The 15,739-nt window shown below is 56.7% G+C and carries 19 protein-coding genes and 1 pseudogene; 4 read left to right on the top strand and 16 right to left on the bottom strand.

Annotated elements, in window-relative coordinates; translation table 11 throughout:
• The first annotated feature begins 165 nt into the window (after positions 1 to 165).
• Positions 166 to 528: a hypothetical protein gene (locus ACYJ11_RS20845; protein ID WP_461649327.1), complete on the top strand. Its 363-nt coding sequence runs from the start codon at positions 166 to 168 to the stop codon at positions 526 to 528.
• A 12-nt stretch (positions 529 to 540) separates the two neighbouring features.
• On the opposite strand, the gene ACYJ11_RS20850 is transcribed toward ACYJ11_RS20845, so the two are convergent.
• The 3 genes from ACYJ11_RS20850 to ACYJ11_RS20860 all read right to left on the bottom strand — a co-directional run bounded on the left by ACYJ11_RS20850 (position 541) and on the right by ACYJ11_RS20860 (position 2,056).
• The gene (locus ACYJ11_RS20850; RefSeq protein ID WP_461649315.1) at positions 541 to 690 is read right to left on the bottom strand and encodes a hypothetical protein; all 150 of its coding nucleotides are present in this window, start codon (positions 688 to 690) and stop codon (positions 541 to 543) included.
• Positions 691 to 950: 260 nt separating this feature from the next.
• Positions 951 to 1,460: a hypothetical protein gene (locus ACYJ11_RS20855; protein ID WP_461649316.1), complete on the bottom strand. Its 510-nt coding sequence runs from the start codon at positions 1,458 to 1,460 to the stop codon at positions 951 to 953.
• Positions 1,457 to 2,056, bottom strand: a complete 600-nt coding sequence (locus ACYJ11_RS20860) for a DUF7437 domain-containing protein (RefSeq protein WP_461649317.1) — start codon at positions 2,054 to 2,056, stop codon at positions 1,457 to 1,459. Before ACYJ11_RS20860 ends, ACYJ11_RS20855 begins: the two co-directional genes overlap by 4 nt.
• Positions 2,057 to 2,196: 140 nt before the next feature.
• Between ACYJ11_RS20860 and ACYJ11_RS20865 the strand changes: the two genes are divergently transcribed.
• Positions 2,197 to 2,322 (top strand): hypothetical protein, encoded by a 126-nt coding sequence (locus tag ACYJ11_RS20865; protein WP_255410234.1) that lies wholly within the window; start codon positions 2,197 to 2,199, stop codon positions 2,320 to 2,322.
• A gap of 324 nt (positions 2,323 to 2,646) precedes the next feature.
• Here the strand turns inward: ACYJ11_RS20865 and ACYJ11_RS20870 are convergent, their stop codons facing one another.
• From ACYJ11_RS20870 to ACYJ11_RS20910, 9 genes are all read right to left on the bottom strand, one after another.
• A complete protein-coding gene (locus ACYJ11_RS20870) occupies positions 2,647 to 3,795 on the bottom strand; it encodes an SOSS complex subunit B family protein (RefSeq protein WP_461649318.1) in 1,149 nt (382 codons plus the stop codon).
• 1,447 nt (positions 3,796 to 5,242) lie between these two features.
• Positions 5,243 to 5,395 (bottom strand): hypothetical protein, encoded by a 153-nt coding sequence (locus ACYJ11_RS20875; protein WP_461649319.1) that lies wholly within the window; start codon positions 5,393 to 5,395, stop codon positions 5,243 to 5,245.
• A 68-nt stretch (positions 5,396 to 5,463) separates the two neighbouring features.
• Positions 5,464 to 5,952 (bottom strand): hypothetical protein, encoded by a 489-nt coding sequence (locus ACYJ11_RS20880; RefSeq protein ID WP_461649320.1) that lies wholly within the window; start codon positions 5,950 to 5,952, stop codon positions 5,464 to 5,466.
• A gap of 132 nt (positions 5,953 to 6,084) precedes the next feature.
• Positions 6,085 to 6,450, bottom strand: a complete 366-nt coding sequence (locus tag ACYJ11_RS20885; RefSeq protein ID WP_461649328.1) for a hypothetical protein — start codon at positions 6,448 to 6,450, stop codon at positions 6,085 to 6,087.
• A complete protein-coding gene (locus ACYJ11_RS20890; RefSeq protein ID WP_461649321.1) occupies positions 6,450 to 6,587 on the bottom strand; it encodes a hypothetical protein in 138 nt (45 codons plus the stop codon). The genes ACYJ11_RS20885 and ACYJ11_RS20890 overlap by 1 nt, the downstream gene beginning before the upstream one ends.
• A gap of 66 nt (positions 6,588 to 6,653) precedes the next feature.
• Entirely contained in the window at positions 6,654 to 6,809 is a 156-nt protein-coding gene (locus ACYJ11_RS20895) for a hypothetical protein (RefSeq protein WP_461649322.1), read from the bottom strand.
• A gap of 23 nt (positions 6,810 to 6,832) precedes the next feature.
• The gene (locus ACYJ11_RS20900; RefSeq protein ID WP_461649323.1) at positions 6,833 to 7,093 is read right to left on the bottom strand and encodes a hypothetical protein; all 261 of its coding nucleotides are present in this window, start codon (positions 7,091 to 7,093) and stop codon (positions 6,833 to 6,835) included.
• Between the two features lie 498 nt (positions 7,094 to 7,591).
• Entirely contained in the window at positions 7,592 to 8,551 is a 960-nt protein-coding gene (locus ACYJ11_RS20905) for a restriction endonuclease (protein WP_461649324.1), read from the bottom strand.
• A gap of 176 nt (positions 8,552 to 8,727) precedes the next feature.
• Entirely contained in the window at positions 8,728 to 9,084 is a 357-nt protein-coding gene (locus ACYJ11_RS20910) for a hypothetical protein (protein WP_461649325.1), read from the bottom strand.
• Between the two features lie 112 nt (positions 9,085 to 9,196).
• Between ACYJ11_RS20910 and ACYJ11_RS20915 the strand changes: the two genes are divergently transcribed.
• Entirely contained in the window at positions 9,197 to 10,030 is an 834-nt protein-coding gene (locus ACYJ11_RS20915) for a CBS domain-containing protein (protein WP_461649326.1), read from the top strand.
• A 187-nt stretch (positions 10,031 to 10,217) separates the two neighbouring features.
• Here ACYJ11_RS20915 and ACYJ11_RS20920 read toward each other — a convergent pair whose 3' ends face one another.
• Positions 10,218 to 11,237 (bottom strand): hypothetical protein, encoded by a 1,020-nt coding sequence (locus ACYJ11_RS20920; RefSeq protein WP_461649329.1) that lies wholly within the window; start codon positions 11,235 to 11,237, stop codon positions 10,218 to 10,220.
• Positions 11,238 to 11,451: 214 nt separating this feature from the next.
• Between ACYJ11_RS20920 and ACYJ11_RS20925 the strand changes: the two genes are divergently transcribed.
• The gene (locus ACYJ11_RS20925; RefSeq protein ID WP_121538023.1) at positions 11,452 to 12,099 is read left to right on the top strand and encodes a hypothetical protein; all 648 of its coding nucleotides are present in this window, start codon (positions 11,452 to 11,454) and stop codon (positions 12,097 to 12,099) included.
• Positions 12,100 to 12,754: 655 nt separating this feature from the next.
• Here the strand turns inward: ACYJ11_RS20925 and ACYJ11_RS20930 are convergent.
• The 3 genes and pseudogenes from ACYJ11_RS20930 to ACYJ11_RS20940 all read right to left on the bottom strand — a co-directional run.
• Positions 12,755 to 13,336, bottom strand: coding sequence for a hypothetical protein (locus ACYJ11_RS20930; protein ID WP_121538025.1), 582 nt, complete (start codon positions 13,334 to 13,336; stop codon positions 12,755 to 12,757).
• 171 nt (positions 13,337 to 13,507) lie between these two features.
• Positions 13,508 to 14,716 carry an orc1/cdc6 family replication initiation protein gene (locus ACYJ11_RS20935; protein ID WP_121538027.1) on the bottom strand — a complete coding sequence of 403 codons (1,209 nt, stop codon included), beginning with the start codon at positions 14,714 to 14,716 and terminating at the stop codon, positions 13,508 to 13,510.
• A gap of 498 nt (positions 14,717 to 15,214) precedes the next feature.
• Positions 15,215 to 15,739, bottom strand: a pseudogene (locus ACYJ11_RS20940) (hypothetical protein); the annotation flags it as partial.

Below are 15,739 nucleotides of genomic sequence, written 5' to 3' on the forward strand. Positions count from 1 at the left end.
TCACGACACCCTGCCCTCGCACCCGTTCCTGCCCGGGCCGGCAGACCCACGCTTGCGATACACCTGGCACTCTGTGGGACCAGTACCTCGACGTGTGCCAGCTGGAACCACCCCGACCCGGAGCTTTTTGAGCGATGACGGACAAGTGTGCAACGCACCGTTCTCATGTCACAGCCACACCTTTCTCCAGAGCCACAGCCATCCAACCAGCGTCAGATTCCGAGTATCGAAGTGATTGGGCCGGTTGTCGACGAAGTGATCGACATTGCCCGGCAGGAGCTCAAACACCCGATCAAAGTCCGCCTGTGGACGTGGGAAGATAGAGAGTTCAAAGTCCGTGTCAAGCACTGGTATCCTGCCGGGGCAAACAACCGGTACGGATACGAAGCTATCATCCAGTATCATAGCGGCCGCGAAGTGGTTGAAGGGTTCTTCGCTGAGAGGGACACGGAAACTGATGATCTGGAAGTCTTGCTAGAAACTGAGTTTGGTCGTATCCCAGACCCAGTCGAAAAAACGAGGGAGTAGTTTTAACCAGCGCTACTTCACGACCTCGCGATAGCAGTCCTCACAGAGCTGGTCAAACGATTCGTTGCTTTCAGAGTCGTGGAACGACCCCGACCGAATCCGGATCTCATCGAACTCGGTAATGAACACGTCTTCACAGCGTGGACACTGGACGTCTCCCATTTGAGAAATCACTTCCCGGCGGCCCTGTCTGGCCGCCACCTGCCTGCGGCCACACAAAATCGAGGGGTGTCTATCCGGGATACCGGGCCCGGACACCGACTAACCAACAGCTCCCCAGAATCCGCTGTCTTTGTTGGTTAGACAAAAACGGGTGTGCTAGGCGAATAGATCCTGAATCGTCTCGGTGGAAACAATCGTACCGCAATTTACAAAATGTCGAATATAAAGTGGGGATATCTCGACAGGGCGTTGAGAATCGACTAGCTATCGCCCGGGAGTAAATCTTCGAGGAACCGGAAGCCGTTCACGAACGTTACCGAGTCACCATATCCCTCACTGGTGAGCACAGTTTCAGCCCCTTCGCCGGCGGCGATATCGGTTGTATAGATGTACACTTGGCGTACTGTCCCCGAACTGAGATGCTGAGCAGCTAGGGCCGCAAGCGCGGCGTCGGCTCGCTCGACCTCGTCTGCGGGTCGGTCATCGGCGCTCGCAATGTATCTCTGGACGCCATCCATCGCCCTCGAGACGATGGGTTTGGAAAAATCAAGTGGCGCTGCGACATCAGCCCACTCTTCGTTGATCGCAGCATCGACAGGTGGCGCTTCAACGTCGGAGTCGTCGACTGTTAGCTCCTCGTACACTCGCTCTGGAAGGACGAAGGTGATGTCGTTCTGGCGGGCAAATCGACGGACGGCCTTGTACCGGCTGTTCGACAGCTGCCCCATCGCGACGAACAGGCCGGTGTCGACGATATGGAGGCTCCTCACGTGCCGTCAGCCGCGTCGCTGTCGTCGCTGTCCAACTCCTCAAGCGACGCGCCCGACGCTTCGATGTCGTAGTGCTCGTGGACGACGGGCCGGAGCGCCTGCAGGATCATCTCCGCAGCTAGCGGCGAGACATCGAGGTCCTCAGCCATCAGCCGGTGGGTCGTTTCCCCACGTTCGCGGGCGACCGCGTAGGTGAGCGCCGTTGCGAGGCCGGCGACGCTGTGGCGGTCGATGTAGGTGTCGATGTCATCGTTGGACTCACGGCGGCCGACTGCGTCGATGAGCGCTGGCGTGATCGTGTACTCGCGGTCGCCCGCGACTGTCGTCACAGTCAGATGGATCTCGCGGGCTGCATATCGACGGGGCTGCTCGTCGTGAGTGACCTCAACGACGTCGGCGTCAACGAGCCGGTTAACGTAGCTGTAGGCAGTTCCCTGTGCGAGGCTGAGTTCGTGCATTACGTCTTGGACAGTCGCCTCGTCTTCGCGAGCGAGGTATGCGTACAGCTGTGCCAGTTGAGGCTCTTCGAGGAGATCCGCGACCGAGAGAAAGTCGCGGACAATGTCGCCGTCGGTTTGGTTTGAGGTGCGTGACATAGTGTACGTTAATTACAGTTTACAGAGAACCAGTAAAGAGTGTTCTGGTCACTATTACGGTATCGCGATAAGCCTCTCTTTGAGATAGTGCATCCAGTAGCTGGTCCACTGGGACTCCCTTGATCGACGGTCGACCAACTATGAGTAAAAACGATTCCAGTCTCTGCTTCCAGCGGCAGGCCGGGATCGCGCCCGCTACCGCAGGCACGATGGACCGCCGCGAGGCGCGCGATAGCGCCGAGCGGAGCGTTCCGTCGTCCTCGTGAGCGACAGCGAACGAGGGCTCGACAGACGACCAGCGGGAGTCTGTCGGTGGCGTCGCGCGCTGTCGCGACCCACCAGCCACTCAGCCCGGTTTCTCCCGGGCCGGCTGGCCCACGCTCACGCACACACCAAGACATCGGCTCTCTCACAGCCCCCACCAGACTGACCCACGTCGACGCGCTGGTGCGGTGGCGTGCCAGTCCGTGCGCGCGGTTGTCTCGCCGCCGCCCGCTGTGCCGGAGGCGGCGGCGAGGCCGCGTGCGCGAGCACCGTCGCACCGCCTGAGGAAGCCCCCGCTCGATGGGGAACGCCCTCGCTACCGGGCGTTAGTCTGCTTCGGAGTGGACGAGACCCTGATGGGTGGCGGCTCCATGCTCAGTGTCGAACAGGTCCGAACACCCGGACTCGGGACAGCGGGCCTTGCCGAGCGTCACGGCGACCGCGCGGTCAGAATCCCGCTCGTTGGCCCACTGATGGGTGTCTGACTCTGCTTCCCATGACGCCGCCGTTCGACTATCGCCGGACGAACCGAACGAGCCGCCCCCGTGTCCGGTAGGCGCGGGACCGTCGCCACGCTCGATGATGCACATGAGCGTGTCGCTCGTGACGGCCACCGTCTTGATACCGTTGTAGTCGTCTGGCTTGCCCCCGGAGATTCGCACCCGGTCGCCCTCGTGAAGCGTGCGCACCATCTCGCCGCCGTGCATGGACTTGCCCCAGACTGTGACCTTCGCGCTCGTGCCCTCGTCGTCCTCGATATAGAGGACTTGGTACTGGTTCCGCGCGTCTGGCTCCGCGATGATGTGCGTTACTTCGCCTTCAACCGTACACTCGTAGCCGTAGGGCGAGACATCCGCGATAGGCGTGGGAGTTGCCAGTTCGCTCTGGGCCTCGTCTAAGACGGTAAAGGAAGCCTCATACAGGCTGTTACAGTCGCCCATCTGCCCGGACACAAGGGCCGCGAGTCGGCGGCCTGCTGCCGCTCGTGACAGGCTGGTTTTGTCTGCCAGCGTCGCGGCCTGCTGGTTGACTCGCGCCAGCGTGTCGCGGTCCATCCACTGCCGGGGGTCAGCCGGGGAACGGAACCCGTCAGCCCGTCCGGTTTCCGCGTCGGTGAGCTGGCGAGCCGAGGCTTCGCGGTCGGCACCGTCGACGTGGGCGCGTGCGACCTCGGAGTGTCGGGCTTGCTCGGCTTCGCGCCCGTGGCGTTCTTCCTGCTGTTCCAGCGTTTCGCCAAACCGCCGGTCCGGACCAACCTCGGTCGAGCGGGTCCAGTCGTATGCTTCCTCCTGTCGGGCGTAGAAGTTGCCACGGCTATCGCTACCCCGATTCATCCTGAAATCGAGTTCGTCGCCGTTCTCCGTCTCTGCAACCGCCTCTAGAAGCTGTTCGGGGCCACCCTCGACGTGGGCCGAAAGGGAAACCGTCTGGTTGCTTGCCGATGCTTTCTTACCGCTGGAATTGCTAGCGTACATTGTCTTTCTGGACCTCATGGAAAGACACTTGTCGGGTGTACCAGCACCCGATTTCTGCGGCGTGAAACTGCCCTGCCAGCGCCGCGTGCGTCGTGTCTTTCCGTACTTAATGGCATGGGTGCCGACTACTTAAAGATAACGGACCATTTGGATTGTTTCAAGTGCAAAAATCGGATGTCTGAATGGCTCTCTGTGGTGTTTTGCGGTTCGAGTTTTGGAGGGTATTAGTATATAAATGACAGGTGCATGATTGACCTCCCGACGGCGGTCACCTCGTGTGCGGTTGCGGTTGGACTAGCATCCCGCGCGGCCAAGCGAGTGCCGGATGCCGAAAGCCCGGCAGCGCAACAAAGTGAGCAGCCCGGACCGGAGGAGCAACGGAGAATCGCCCGCGTCGGCGGCAGCGCGGCGACTCCGCCAAGGCTGACTCCGGTCAGCCGCCGGCGGATCGGCGGGCTGGCGTCGTAAGCAAGATGCTCCGCGGCGACGTGCTCGTTCCGGCGAGGGAGCGCCGGCCGCGAGGGTTCCTCAGCCGGATCGCGCGCGACCCCGACGCGTGCGTTCGACTCAGCTGTGTTGTGCCGTAGCAGTTGGGCGGGACTTAAAGGGGCACGCCGCTGGCGCTTGTCGTGGTCGCGTCAGCGGCCCCTATCCGCGTGCGGTTTGCGCGGATATGTCGCTGAGCGACCGCCAGCGGCGTGGGGCTTTCAAGGTGTGCTGGTCCGACACCGAGTCCGTCGTCGCGATACCGTTTGGAGTAGTGCCGTCGAAGCCAGCAGTCCCGTCGCAGTCAGTCGTACCGCCGACGTCAGTGCCACGAGTCCCGCCCACAGCAGTTCGACGAGTACCGTCACCCGAACCGTCACCCCCCTTGATACCGTCACGAGTGCCACACGACTCACCTCCAGGGCCAGCAATACCAGAACCTCCCGCTCGCTACACACGAGACGAATCCCACCCGAACCCTCTCCGCCGGCCCACAGCCCACGCACCGGCTTCGGCAAGAGCGAGCGTGCCGCCCAGCGGCGGCTGCCCGGCGGTCAGACGACATACCAGCCAACCACCTGTATCTGCCCGGCCGTCAGTCCCACGCCGACACACGCTCGTCTCTCGCGCTCTCAGCCCGCCTGCCAGCCCCACGCTGCTATCCACCAGTCATACCTCTGTTTCGCCCGGCCGTCTCCCCCACGCTGCTATCCATCGGGCATCCGTCTGCTTCGCCCGGCTGTCTGCCCCACGCTGCTTTCCATCGGACATCCGTCTGCTTCGCCCGGCTGTCTGCCCCACGCTGCTTTCCATCGGACATCCGTCTGCTTCGCCCGGCCGTCTGCCCCACGCTGAGAGGGACCGACTGCCAGCGCCAGTGCAGTCGTGTCCCTCTCGCTCTCCAACCGCGCGCGACCCCGACGTGCGCGTCGTCACTCCCCGGAAACGCAGACCAGCGATTCTACATGACTCGCTGGTGGCCCTCCGTACACGTCACGACAGGCTCGGTACGCGGGTCACGAGCGCGTGGGTCTGCCTCGACGTCGACAGTCTCGGTCTTGACGATGTCTGCGTCACACTCCTCGTTCGGGCACGAATCTGGCGTTTCTGACATGAGTTCCTCATCCGCCAGGAACACACAAAATCGGGTTCGACGAAAACTGACTGCCGCAGCTCTCTCCCTCAGAAGTGGACGTCGGCGGGGACGATCCAGAGGGTATCACTCTCGTCCAGAAGCCGGTCAAGCTGCGTCCGATCGCGAATCCCGCATCCGTGTTCCTCGTACAGTGCAATCTCTGGACCTTTGGCGGCTCCGACTCTCTGGAACGCACATCGAGCGAGGTCTTTGTCGCGCATAATCTCCTCGTCTGAAAGCTCGTCGAGGGCGTCTTTGACCGTCTGGAGATTACGCTCGAACGCTGACTTCGTTGTCTCCCAGCCATCGCCAAGGAGTTCTTGCCCGGCCTCGGAGTCGACCGGGGCCGCGGTCGGACGCTCGCCCCACCGGGATTGGCCTGCGACGGTGGAACTCTCGTCGAACGTGACGTAGTAGTCGAACACTGCGTCTGAGTGCCTGTCGACGCCGACCAGGTTGTCGAAGACGCCTTTGCCAGCGGCGAGTGCTGCGTCTGCTGTCGATGCCTCAACGAGCGCGTAGATGAGCATATGCATTGGTAGATCGTGACCTGCCGGTGCTCCACGCACTGCAGTCAGTGCGACGCCGGCACCCTCGTCGGCGCACACAAAAGTACGCTACACGAGGTCGGTCTGACATCGAGCCCACTCTAGAAGCTGGCGTCTCGCTTACAGGAGACGAGCGAGGGACTGCTTGAGACGGCCCTTCAGGCCGGATGTTGTGAGGACTTCAATCTCGACGACACAAGAACACAGTAGCAACAGCTCGCCACACGCGGGGCACTCCTCGTAGTCACAGAGCCGATGATGGACCTCGCCGTGCTCGACGCCACAGGCAGGACACGACTGGTCGCGCCACCGTTCGAGGTCGACGGTAACGACTGGTTCGTTGCTCTGGAGGACTTGCAGCTTGTACGTGAGATACTGGCTCCCCTCGCCCCATGGGATCGGGTCATGGGCTTGCCCGTTGACGTAGTAACGCTTGTCGACACACGCCGACGCTGACCGTGGCCGGCGGCAGTCGGGACAACACATCATCTCTCACCTCGGGGACGCCCCTGAAACACCTCGCCACTCGTCTGTGCCTGCCGGTGCTGGGTACGAATGTCTGGTTGGTCGTCGGCTTCGGTGCTTGGAGACTGTTCGTCGACGGACTGCTGTTCGGTACTCATGTTCGGGAAACCCCTCACCCTCTCGGGGGGACACAAAATACGGGCGAGTACGCGGCCGACGGGGACTCAGGCCTCAGCGACGTCCCAGACAGAGAGATGACCGCTGGAACAGACGCCGGCGTGACGCCCGACAGCCATGCAGGGCCCGTACGCTCCGTCGACAGACGCGATGCGCTCGGCGTCGAAGATCGGCGCATCGCACTCGTCGGTTCTGCAGGTCATATACTGAGACGAGTCACTTGACATCACGCATCGCCCTCCATCGCTTGGTGACGGAGCTCACTTTCGTCTGGTAGATCCCAGCCGTGGTACTCGCGAGCGATGTGGCGTGCTCGCTTGACGTTGCCCACGACGCCGGCTGCTGGAGACTGATGCGCCTCAACGCGCTCTTTCAGATATGCAGGATGGTTGCGTGTGTACGTGCCAAAGCCGAGGCCGTCTGGCCCGCTCTGAGTCATGACGACGTAGCCCTTCAACTTGGTCTGGATCGCGTGTTTTTCTGACATAGCTGGTGGTCAGGACGCTCTCTCCGGAACGCCTCTCGCCCGGCGGAGGCTCACAAAATAGGGGTGAGTCTCCGCCGTTGGGCTAAGGCTACGCGGTCATGGTGTGGAACCGGCAGCTGACGGTACCTGTCGCAGCAACCGAGCGGGTTCTGGCGTGGTGGCCCGATGTCCGAGAGTGCGTACAAGTGGGCACTGGAGCGTGCGGCGTATGAGCGGCGGCGTGGGGAAGTTCGCAGTCAGTGATTTCGGCGGGGCCTGACACCCGGCGCTCATGCAGCCCTCGTACCCCCTCATAGCACCGGGTACCGGGTGTAATCGGCGTGCAACAAATCAGCCCGAAAGCCGGAACCGCTGATACGGAGAAAATTCGCGGGTTGGAACTAGAAAGGCTTAGTCGCCTCGGTAAAGTATAACCTCACATTTGACAGGCTGCACACGTATAAACGGAGTGTCGATATATAGGTGTGTGAAGTGTAACCTGTTTCAGATTGATAACATTCACATACTCTCTTTTGCATCAATATATGCCGCCAATAAGCAAAAACTGCCAATGAAGGTTATCAGCGTGGCAATTCCGTTAATGATTCCGTCGCTCATAATCATAATTTCTCCACCAGTTATCGATAGTAAGAGTCCTACCAATGCAAGGATTGCTGTAAAGTGTTTCTCAATGTATAAGCCTAAACGATATTCATATTCTCGTTTGTTTCCACCACTTAGTTCTTGAACTTCTTGATTAGACAGTTTGTTTAGGCCATTAGATTGAGAAATGTTTCGTTCGTCTTTGAATTCATCTTTGATATCCCACCAGAGATCTACCGGTATCTGTGTTGGGCGGTCATCTGGTAGCTCACACTGTTCCCAATGGCCGACATACTCTTTCTTTCTTCCTGTGACTTGTTGATTGCATTTTTTACATTTTATTGTTGCCTGATCACTATTGTTATTATTGGTCCCAGAATTTTTTACGCTTGAATTATTCGAAATAGAGTTAGATCCCCCTGAGGGGAGGTGCTCCTCAATCTGTGATTGATTTCGGCCATGCAAATATTTAGTAACGACGCCGGAGGAGTGTGAATTTACTATATCAAACAGCTCATCTGCACTGATTGTCTCCACATCCAAGTCTTCTGCTAGTTTTCGAGCTTGACTGGTGAAAAAACCGCTAGTAACAATCACGACTTTATCAGCATCGGCCACTTGCTGATATAGTGTCGCATATTTTCGGACATCTGCACTCCCGATCTTATTTGATTCACTATATCTTTTAACTTGTATTAGTTGCTTTGAATTTTCTTTTTCTGCGACTATATCAATTCCACGATCCCCACTTTTGTTCCGGACAGTGGTTTTGAACCCTAAATTCTCCCAGACCTCTGCAATAAATTGTTCAAAACGAAATGGGTCCATATTTCGAATCTCATTAATAACATTTTGTTTGGAAAGGACACCAGCCATATGATTCTATCACAACTATTGAAATAAATAGATTAGTAATTTGCTGATACAGTATTTATTAAATCAATTGACTCTAAGGATTGCCAGTAATCATGAATAAAATATGTTCGGTAGACTGTCAGATACTTGCATTCTACAAATGAATTTACAGCGACTATGTCCACTCAAGCAGTGATTCAGGCGTCTGTGAATTCAGCAAGTGAGTGGTTCGGGCTATCAGTGTTCCACTTCCCAATCTGGATAAGGTTGAACGAATCGATGGGGGTAGCAAGTTCGTCACCAACTTGTTCCCGAATCGTAGCAGAGAGACTGGCAACAGGGATCGCAGTGAGCGTGTGCTGAGTAAGGGCGTAACTGGTGGCAAGGCTTGTCGGGGCAACAATCACAACGTCCGATCCGTTAGCGCTGTCCAGTGCGATTTGTGCATCCTGGTACTGGAATACCGTCGCGTCTAGCCCATCAACAGGAAAGAGACATTCAGCGGCACCGTACTCGATACTTGCCCCCGCTGACCCAAAATGTCCATTAAGCATAGATAGTAGATAATATATGCCCTTCAAGCATTAAGCTTGGGGTAGATTGGGCTGTCGTGGCTACGCTCCATACATTCCGTTGAATTAACTTATCGGGCGTTCACTACTGGGTATGTCCCGCGATCTCTATGACTGCACCGCGGCTGAACTTGCTACACACCCTGTCGAACATCTCGATTGCGATACGCCACTAAAGGATGCCGCTGCGTGGCTCACTGAAAACGAGTACGATGCAGCCCCGGTCTACGCTGACGACGATCCAGTCGGGTTCATACATAAGAACGACATCACAAACAGCGACGAGGGAGAGACTCTCAGCGGCTCTCTCACCCCACTGACCATCGATTATATGATCAGCGGAGACTCCTCGTTTACAAATTTTCTTTCTGCACTTATTGAGAGGCCTTTCTACTTCCTTGGCGGTCACAGCCACGTCACCGGTATCCTCACCCGAGCTGACCTCAATACCGCCCCAGCACGCATCTACCTCTTCGACCGTATCACATATCTTGAGCAACACCTGCGAGAACTCATCCTCGATAAGAAGCCAGACTGGAGAAATTCGCCAGTCACTACAGACGAACTCGAGGGTATTGATGACCGATATGAGGACGCACAAGCCGCTAACGTCGCTCTAAATGAGCTCCACTATGCCCAGTTTTCCACGCTCGAAACGATCGTTTCCAGCGTCAAGGCCTGCTGGCAAGTCTGCGGGTTCTCGACGAAAGGGAGCGCAGGATCACGCCTTCACGAAGTCACCCAGCTCCGCAATGACGTCGCCCATGCTAACCTTCTTGTAGAGAACACAGACAGTAACGAGTTCCTTAGCAGCGGTCGCACCACAGAAAACCTATACGACACTCTCGAAACAATCGAGCAAGTTCTGACAACTCTCCAAGAGACCGGGTACGCTCCAGAGACAGCGGAACCACAGAACCCCGAGTAATACAGTACGGATGGTACTCTTCACCTAGTCAAGGCGGTAGTATTTCCCTCGAATCGGTGAGACAACATGGCTAGTGCGCACAAGGCTGACGAAAATTTGTTTGAGATTACAATATCCCGGACCGAAGACGGGACGAGTGTCGTTTTGGATCGGCTACTACCGGATTGACTGCAATTTCAACTGAGGACTACCGTTCCCACGGGAAGAAGCCATTCCGCTCGCGATAGGCACTGATCTGGTCCTGAAACGCTTGTTCCTGGAAGTCTGGCTCGTCGCCGTGGATATCCTCCGGTGAGACGCCGTCGGGAAGATGCTCATAGCCCGTGACGTCCGCCGTGTCATCTTCCTGCTCAGGTTCGTGTCGGTGCTGCCCACACTCTCTGCAGGTCCAGATCATGCGGTCAAGATGTGGGTGACACTCGAAGCCATCGAGCCCGTGAGATTCGTGTCCCGTCACGGCGCCACACTGCCGACAGTGGAACCCGATACCGATTATCTCCGGTTCGGCTCTTGCCTGATGGCGCTGCACGACGCCGGGAACAAGCCAGTACATCCCATCATCCTCTCGGAACTCGGTCAGAATCTGCTGGAACTCCGAGCGGTCGGTGACCGGCGACCCGTCCTCAAGATAGATCCGTGGCTGGACGTCGTCCCCATCCCCGTCCCAGTTGGTCTGTTCGTCGGCTGTCTCCAAGAGCGCCTGTCCGGGTTCCTCGTGGATTGTGGTTTCGGTCGGCAGGTCGGGCCAGCCTTGCGTGAGAGTGGCGGCTGGCTCGGTCCCGAAGGCTGCTCGGCACTTCACCGTTCCATGGGAGGTGTCTTCGCCGCTCGCGATGCTGTCGGAAACGGAGAAGGCCGCAGCGCCGAGGGCTCGTGCATGGAAGTCAGTGTTCGCTTCGACGAGTGCCAGAATAACCCGCCCGAACGTCCACTCCCCAAGTGGGCTGCTATCCTGATCGTCGGACGAAGTCTCTGAGATACCGGTTTGAGCGCAGAACGGACACTGTCGTTCATCCCGTGGGATATCCTGGCCACAGGTCGTACAGGTACGAGTCTCATCCTCTGTACGGTCGGGATAGCCGGTGGATTCGAGGACTCGTTCCCGTCCGTTCCCCCTCGTTTCAGGATCGGAACTCGCTGCGCCGAGGATATCATCGGGATCGTACTCAGGATTTCGGTCAGTCACACGCTTGGTTGCGTTCGTCATCATATTTAAACTCCAGCCCCGAGGGAAGCACAAACCGACAGAGAGCGAGAGTCTTGCCTGATACAGTGAAACAGTTGTCGACCTGATGATGTTGTCACTGGTTGCCGTGCAAGATGTAGAGTATGAAGACAGCAACGACACATTTGCACTGGTGGTTCCGACAATGAAACCGTGGCCCGATTGTTTTAAGAATCGGGTCCCTTCCTGACACATAATGTCCCTGACTGACTCTCTGCTGGGCACCAGCCCCGTCCGCCGTGCCGCCTACGCTGTGGGGCTGATTGCGCTGTTCGGTATCGTGTTCGGTTTCACTTGGTCGCAGGCCATCATCGTCGCAGCTGTCGTGCTCGTGGGCGAATCCGCCGAACTCGCGCGTCCGTTGCCCGGACTGGATGAACGCCATTTCCGACTCGTACTCGGTCTCGTTGCCGTAGCTGCCGGTGGGGTCGCCTATTGGGCGCAAGGAGACGCGACAGTCGCCGCGGTCGGAGTCGGCGGCGGTGGCTGGCTTCTGCTGGACGCACTCTATAGCCTCCGGGAAGGCATTCTGTCGGGCGACGACGGGATGGCTGAAGCCGATTCCAGCGAAGTGTTTCTGTCGATGCAGGTCGGCCACCTCGTCGCCGAGGAACTGAAGGACGGTCCGAAGACAGTCCCGGAACTCGCTGATGCCTGTGATATGACCGAGTCACGTGTCCGCGAGGCACTGGACTACCACGAGCAGGCGGACACCGCCTACAGGGACGGCGGTCAGTGGCACCTCGACGAGTCGAAAATCGGGGCGTGGGCGTTCGTCAGGGACAACACCCGGCGCGCTCTGGCCCGGTTTTTTCGTCCGTTCCGGCTATTCGTACCGTCGTGACTACTTCTCATCAGTTCCCTCGACTGTGCGGGCTGCGGTGTGACTTCCGTTGCGGGATACGCGCCTTCTATTCAGCAGTCTCTCAACGGACTCCTGCCATTTCTGTCATAAACGCGGTGACCGACCCAGAGGGTACAGTCAGCACGACGATGGCAGCCATACTATTCCTAATCTGCTGAATTAGCCCGGCTATCCGAGGTGTGGTTTGAGTATACAAAAACAATATTACGATTGGAAATTGCAGAAACTGTTGAAACGTGCTCCGAATATTGGCAAAAATCCACCATTACCGACTCCCAATTCTTGGTGTATGCGGGGCAATAATGACTATCGTACTCTCTAACCCGGGCAGTAGTCCGGCCACTGTAGGCCCACTCAGTGTAGATATGTTCTGGGTTTCTCTGGCTGTGTGTGGAACACTGATACTATCTGTTCCCGTTCTTGGTGAGTATGATCCAGAGGAATATGGATTAGAACCCTAGAAACGCAAGAAGTAGCACTTCTGTGCCGCTGATTCGGATTCTCTATAATCCAGAGCGGGGTTGGTGTAAGACTCGCGCTGTGCATCTTGCACAGCCCGATCTACCAATCTCGAGACAGATACCAGTGTTTTGCTGTCTTCGGTAAGAGCCGAGAGCGATATAGGACGAGTTGGCTACTCGCCGTCCGTGCTGTCTGTCACTTCTGCGATGAACGTGTCCGTGGCCCTGTCCAGATCGTACTGGTTGATGAGTTCGAGGGCAGCCAGCGCTGCGCCTGTGTCTACGAGGCCTGCGGCGAGCAACCGTTTGAGACGAAGAGTGCCTTTGTGGGCACGGTCGGAATCTGAACCGCGCATCTGGGAAAATCCCATCAAGAGTCGTCGCCAAGCAGTCGCCGAGCCGGTCACCGTGAGATTCCAGTCCGGGGCTTCATACCTAGAGGACGACTGCCGGCGGTAGTGGCCTTCAAGTCTGTCGAGCAAGTCGTCGATGATCGTGCCCTTCTCAACGGTCCGTCCGTGTATGGCGTAGTCTGGGTCGACGAGATTGCGCCACTCGTCGTAGGAGGCGATATCGTACTCGACAGCTAGCTCGACCTCGACTGTTTCGAGACAATCGGCCTTCCCGGGTTCATTCACTCGTCGAAGTCGATCTGCGGTCCCCTCGGCGTGGACGGTGAGGTCTGGGAACTGCGCTTCGCTGGATGCTGGGTGCTGTTCTCCGGTCTGATCGCTGTTGGTGGTCTTCGATGCCATGGGTACTGTCGGGACGCTCTCACTGGACCGCCCCGCACCCGGCTGGGGGCCAAAAAACAGAATTTTGGTGAGAGCAGCTGGCGTAACTGGGCACGTAGCGAGTTCTGGTTACGTCTCACGAAATGAGCGCAACCCCAGAGAATTCGCCTCGCCGGAGAAAGAGACTGTAATTCAGGTTTCAAGTGTGAGGACGATATCTGCGTCCCACAAGAGAGTGTACTGGCTATAGTGCCCTTTCCCTTCTCCAGTCCCTCGTCGACTCCCTGCAATCTCTAAGAAGCAGAGTTCGTTGAGTAGTTGTCGGGTCCGTTCTGTTGAAAGCGGATCTGCCCCACTCTGCTCACAAATATTGAGATACATCTCGCGTATTCGCATCGTTCGGAACCATTCTCGGTCTGGGTGGTTCTGACTGAGGTTCGCTAGCGCGACTAGAACATGCTTGCTATGTGGCGGAAGCCCAGAAATCAATTCAAGCAACCGGTCAGACTCTGCTGAGGCGCGTGCATCCGAAAGGTGTGACTCTTTTACTCGCTCAGCGTTCTCCTTGTTTGCTTGGTCACCAGCATACCGGAGGAGGCGCATAGCCTTTCGTGCGTCTCCATGTTCCTTAGCGCTCAGTGCCGCAGCACGAGGAATGACCCCCTCGTCAAGGACGCCGTCAACGAAGGCATCGGTCCGATTTTGAAGGATCTCTCGAATTTGCTCCGCATCATAGGGTTCAAAAATAAACTCGTTATGACCGAACGAACTCTTTGTCCGTTCGCTCATTTTGTCCCGATAGTTGATTTTGTTTGATACCGCTATCACTCCAATTGGAACATCAACACTCCCGTCTTCCCCGGCTCTTGACAAGGCCATCAGAAGATCGTCGTTATTGAGTTTGTCAACTTCGTCTAAGACAATGATTGCAGCGTCATAAAATTCGTTCAGGACCGACCACACCCGTTCAAAGTACTCGTTCTCTGAAATCCCGCGTGCCGGAAACTTTACACCGCTTTCTGGTGGGTTGATTGCACGACCGTATTTGCTCAGAGCGTCAGAGTTACCCTTTGCCTGCTGACAATTAATATATCCTGTAGCAAGCTTCACATCCCGGTTTTCAGCTTCTTCCCGAGCAATCTTGGAGACGTGCTTTGCGACGAGTGACTTCCCACATCCGGTTTTCCCGTAGATGATGATCGAATTCGGCGGCTTCCCGACGACAATTGGCCCAATCTCCTCAGCAACTTTCTCTATCTGTTCATCCCGCCCGACGATTCGTTTTTCACTGGGTACATAGTCAATTTGAAGAATCTCACGTTGCTCAAAGATTCTTCCTCCGCTCTTATCGACACTATCAAATACGCTATGGAGTGTCTCTGACCCGTCCTCGCTATCCATTATTAGAGTTAGACAGCAGTCAGCGAAATAAAACTTAGGTACCTGATTATGAGTAAGACGCCAAGGAAACCAAGTGAAAAGACAGATATCAGGATTTCCTTCTTACACAAAACTTAGCTGGCCCACACCAGATTTTGAGTAAGATGAAGGGGGACACACACCTAGTTTGGAGTAAGAAGGACAAGTAGGCCGGGGCAGAGAGAAGCGACATAGAAGATTGTGGCGACACGTTCGTTGTCTCTACGCGGACTACACTACTATTTACTAGAACAACTAGACTAGAGGAACACACCTAGTTTGGAGTAAAGAACTCACTCCAGATCAAGTTATCTCGTCTTCTACGACACTAATCGTATAATGCTTACTCAAAATCTGGTGTGTGTGTCTGAGCCTGAGTTTTTGTTGCTGACAGTTCAAACCGATAGAACAGCTACACCTAGTGTGATTTGCTCACCTGAGGCGACAACAGACTACTACAAGCAGGCAGCTGATGAGCGCTTATTCGGTCGCTGAAGACGTGTGATAGGACGCCCCGGAGTCAAACGAGGTCAACTCCTCGATGCGGTCTTCGAGTTCCGCAATCTCGTCTTGGAGTTGCTGAACTTCGTCATCGTCAGCATCGCTGGCGACAAGGCGATCTTTCAGCCCCTGAAGCCGGGTCTCTTTGGTCTCCTCGTCAACATCGGCTTTGCGGACGTACTCGGTACTCTCGATATCGTACAGATCTGTCTCAGACAGTTCAGTAACCTCCAGAGCATCGTCTACCTTGTCTCGATCAACACTCGTCACGCGCTCACGGTCAATCCCGGCAGCCTCCAGTGCGTTCAGCACAGTCTCCTCATCTTTGAGCGAGCGTTGGCGGCGTGCGGTCCGCTGGACGGAGCCAAACTGCCCGCTGACTGGCTGATCGTGATGGAGCCGACTCAGGATGACGTCAGCGACCGCTTTCCGAAGGTCGTTGGCACTCCGCTGGACATCCGACAGCATCGTGTACAGGTCCACCAGTGTATCCGTCTCGATATC

This window comes from Haloarcula sp. H-GB5 (assembly GCF_054850705.1).

Excerpts from the sequence above, each read along its gene's own strand:
- ACYJ11_RS20920 (WP_461649329.1), bottom strand. The coding sequence starts at position 11,237 with ATGACGAACGCAACCAAGCGTGTGACTGACCGAAATCCTGAGTACGAT.
- ACYJ11_RS20890 (WP_461649321.1), bottom strand. The coding sequence starts at position 6,587 with ATGAGTACCGAACAGCAGTCCGTCGACGAACAGTCTCCAAGCACCGAA.
- ACYJ11_RS20930 (WP_121538025.1), bottom strand. The coding sequence starts at position 13,336 with ATGGCATCGAAGACCACCAACAGCGATCAGACCGGAGAACAGCACCCA.
- ACYJ11_RS20865 (WP_255410234.1), top strand. The coding sequence starts at position 2,197 with ATGAGTAAAAACGATTCCAGTCTCTGCTTCCAGCGGCAGGCCGGGATC.
- ACYJ11_RS20845 (WP_461649327.1), top strand. The coding sequence starts at position 166 with ATGTCACAGCCACACCTTTCTCCAGAGCCACAGCCATCCAACCAGCGT.
- ACYJ11_RS20885 (WP_461649328.1), bottom strand. The coding sequence starts at position 6,450 with ATGTGTTGTCCCGACTGCCGCCGGCCACGGTCAGCGTCGGCGTGTGTC.
- ACYJ11_RS20895 (WP_461649322.1), bottom strand. The coding sequence starts at position 6,809 with ATGACCTGCAGAACCGACGAGTGCGATGCGCCGATCTTCGACGCCGAG.
- ACYJ11_RS20905 (WP_461649324.1), bottom strand. The coding sequence starts at position 8,551 with ATGGCTGGTGTCCTTTCCAAACAAAATGTTATTAATGAGATTCGAAAT.
- ACYJ11_RS20935 (WP_121538027.1), bottom strand. The coding sequence starts at position 14,716 with ATGGATAGCGAGGACGGGTCAGAGACACTCCATAGCGTATTTGATAGT.
- ACYJ11_RS20860 (WP_461649317.1), bottom strand. The coding sequence starts at position 2,056 with ATGTCACGCACCTCAAACCAAACCGACGGCGACATTGTCCGCGACTTT.
- ACYJ11_RS20900 (WP_461649323.1), bottom strand. The coding sequence starts at position 7,093 with ATGTCAGAAAAACACGCGATCCAGACCAAGTTGAAGGGCTACGTCGTC.
- ACYJ11_RS20875 (WP_461649319.1), bottom strand. The coding sequence starts at position 5,395 with ATGTCAGAAACGCCAGATTCGTGCCCGAACGAGGAGTGTGACGCAGAC.
- ACYJ11_RS20925 (WP_121538023.1), top strand. The coding sequence starts at position 11,452 with ATGTCCCTGACTGACTCTCTGCTGGGCACCAGCCCCGTCCGCCGTGCC.
- ACYJ11_RS20870 (WP_461649318.1), bottom strand. The coding sequence starts at position 3,795 with ATGTACGCTAGCAATTCCAGCGGTAAGAAAGCATCGGCAAGCAACCAG.
- ACYJ11_RS20880 (WP_461649320.1), bottom strand. The coding sequence starts at position 5,952 with ATGCATATGCTCATCTACGCGCTCGTTGAGGCATCGACAGCAGACGCA.
- ACYJ11_RS20850 (WP_461649315.1), bottom strand. The coding sequence starts at position 690 with ATGGGAGACGTCCAGTGTCCACGCTGTGAAGACGTGTTCATTACCGAG.
- ACYJ11_RS20915 (WP_461649326.1), top strand. The coding sequence starts at position 9,197 with ATGTCCCGCGATCTCTATGACTGCACCGCGGCTGAACTTGCTACACAC.
- ACYJ11_RS20910 (WP_461649325.1), bottom strand. The coding sequence starts at position 9,084 with ATGCTTAATGGACATTTTGGGTCAGCGGGGGCAAGTATCGAGTACGGT.